General features: G+C 46.3%; 2 protein-coding genes. One reads left to right on the top strand and one right to left on the bottom strand.

The window, feature by feature from the left end; all coding sequences use genetic code 11:
* Positions 1–205: 205 nt before the first annotated feature.
* A complete protein-coding gene (locus tag HMPREF3090_RS05935; protein WP_067976595.1) occupies positions 206–772 on the bottom strand; it encodes a DUF402 domain-containing protein in 567 nt (188 codons plus the stop codon).
* 170 nt (positions 773–942) lie between these two features.
* Between HMPREF3090_RS05935 and HMPREF3090_RS05940 the strand changes: the two genes are divergently transcribed.
* The gene (locus HMPREF3090_RS05940; protein WP_067975136.1) at positions 943–2,211 is read left to right on the top strand and encodes an SGNH/GDSL hydrolase family protein; all 1,269 of its coding nucleotides are present in this window, start codon (positions 943–945) and stop codon (positions 2,209–2,211) included.
* Positions 2,212–2,333 lie beyond the last annotated feature (122 nt).

Here is a 2,333-nt window from a genome sequence, read left to right on the forward strand (position 1 = left end):
GAGGAGCCCTTTCTGCATCCTCGAACCCGACTAAGCAGGGTGTGAGACTTGGCGTTCAGGCTTGGATGACTGGGAGCAAGCAGGTAACCAGCGAAAGCCCCAAAGCAATCAGTTAATAAGAGACAAAGCAAAAAGGCTGAGCTTTAAAACTCAGCCTTTTTTATGAACTTTCGAATACTTCACAATCAAATCGAAAGGGCGACAGCTAGTGCTGGCGGCGCTTTTTCTTATGCTGTTGTTGGCGCTGGCTTAGCTGGCAATAACGTTCATACCACAAGTCTACATAGGCCTTAGAGAAGGGGCCTTTGCCTTCTTCAATCCAGCGGTTCAATTCATAGAGATGGCAAGTGACGATATAGTCTATATCGTAAGGATAGGCCATCTTTCGACCATGGTCGAGGTATTCATCTACATCGAGTAACTTTTTATCGCCATTCGGAAAGACTTTGATATCTAAATCATAGTCAATGTATTTAAGGCCGTCCTTGTCCATAATATAAGGGGAAGCCAGGTTACAATAATACGATGTACCTTTTTGGCGGATCATCGTGACAATATTGAACCAGTACTTCTTATGAAAATAGAGAAGGGCGGGCTCGCGTGTTACCCAGCGCCGACCATCGGATTCACTGACAAGGGTATGGTCATTACAAGCAATGATACTCTGATCAGAGGTCTTGAGCACCATACAATCATGCCAAGTGCGATGCAAACTGCCGTCATGTTTATAGCTTTTGACTGCGATGTATTCTCCTTCTTGAGGATTACGCATCAAAAAACCTGCTTTCTGCATCAGTATTCAATCTTATTCTTAAATAGTATAACATAGCTTGGCTAAAAATAGAATTTTTAATTAGAAATTATTAAAGAGAGTCTGCTGTTCGATTAGCTAAATTTTTATGCTACAATAAATGGAAAGAATATAAACGAGGAGTTAGATTTATGAGGGAATTCAACAAGAAAAGCCTGCTAGCCATGCTAGCGACAGTGGTTGTCGGTTTCATCATTATTGGCGGGTCCTATGTGATTGGCCAGCGGCGAGAAGAGGCGCGTTTGGCCGAGGAAACAGCGCTCTTCCAGGGACATAACCAAGGAGAGCAAAAGACAGATCAAGCACCCAGTCAGTCGGGTTCGTTAGACCAGGCGGCAGCAGATTTTGAACAGAACCGTGAGAACACAACAGCAGCTAAATATTTGGCCTATGTCAACCGGGAAGCGGACCAAGTCGGCGTCTTAGCTGTGGATTCGCTCAACCAAACCGCCGATTGGTTGGAAACGGCAGTAGCTGGTCTCAAGGATAAAGGTTTTGACCAGCTTGCCGTTAATAAGTTAAACTACAGTGGCATGTCAACTGCAGATCTCTTAGCCAGTGGCTATGCCCAACAAGTAGCCGATAGCGAGGGTCAACTTATCTTAGTTCCCCTGAACCTGGCGGCTGAGGCCCAGGCTGGGATCGATGAAGCGGGAAGTAAAGCGAATATTGAACGCATTTATCGCCAGCTACGTTTGGCCAAACCTGAAGCCCTACCGATTTTTGTTATTAGTCCTAGCTTGAATAATGACGAAGATAGTGATGCCTATAAGGATAAGATCGCTAAGGTCCTCGATGATTTGAACTATAACTATTACGATATGTGGGCTGATTTCAAGGATAAGTTAGCAGCTGACGACTTAAACTTGGAAGAACTTTATTCTGAGGATGGGCAATTGACCAACCAGGGGGCAGACTTATGGAGTCGATTGCTGACTAAGGAACTAAGCGAAACCACAATCGATGCCCGCCACGGTTTCAAGGGCAAAAATGATGATCTCGACCAACTAAAAGAGGCCGAAGCCAAAATTAGAGACGAGGAAGCCCGCGCCCAAGCGGAAGCGGAGGCCCAGGCACAAGCCCAAGCGGCTGCCCAATCAGAAGCAGCAGCTGAGTCTTCAAGACGGGCAGAGTCAGAAGCCCAAGCAGCTAGCCAATCGCGTGCCCAAGCTAGTCAGGCCGCTCCAGCCCAGGGCCAGCAAGGCAATTGGAACGCGAATGGCAATCAAAATTATCAAAACAATCAAAATAACCAGCAGAACAATTGGAATGCGAATGGCAACCAAGGTAGCTATAACCCGGCTAACCAGTGGCAAGGGTCCGGTGGTAATCAGCAATACGGTAACGGCAATGCGAATGGTAACCAAGGAAATGCTAATTGGGGAGCACAGAGACAATAATAAGATTCAGTAGACAATGTAGAGAATTAAAGTCAAAAGGCCTTTCCTTAGGGGGAGGCTTTTTAGTTGGGTTCGGTCGCGCAGAAGCGGCTCCTCTTCACAAAGCGCCGTCGAAGACTTTC

The sequence above is a fragment of the Aerococcus sp. HMSC23C02 genome, assembly GCF_001806805.1.
GTDB lineage: Bacteria > Bacillota > Bacilli > Lactobacillales > Aerococcaceae > Aerococcus > Aerococcus sanguinicola.

Excerpts from the sequence above, each read along its gene's own strand:
- HMPREF3090_RS05935 (WP_067976595.1), bottom strand. The coding sequence starts at position 772 with ATGCGTAATCCTCAAGAAGGAGAATACATCGCAGTCAAAAGCTATAAA.
- HMPREF3090_RS05940 (WP_067975136.1), top strand. The coding sequence starts at position 943 with ATGAGGGAATTCAACAAGAAAAGCCTGCTAGCCATGCTAGCGACAGTG.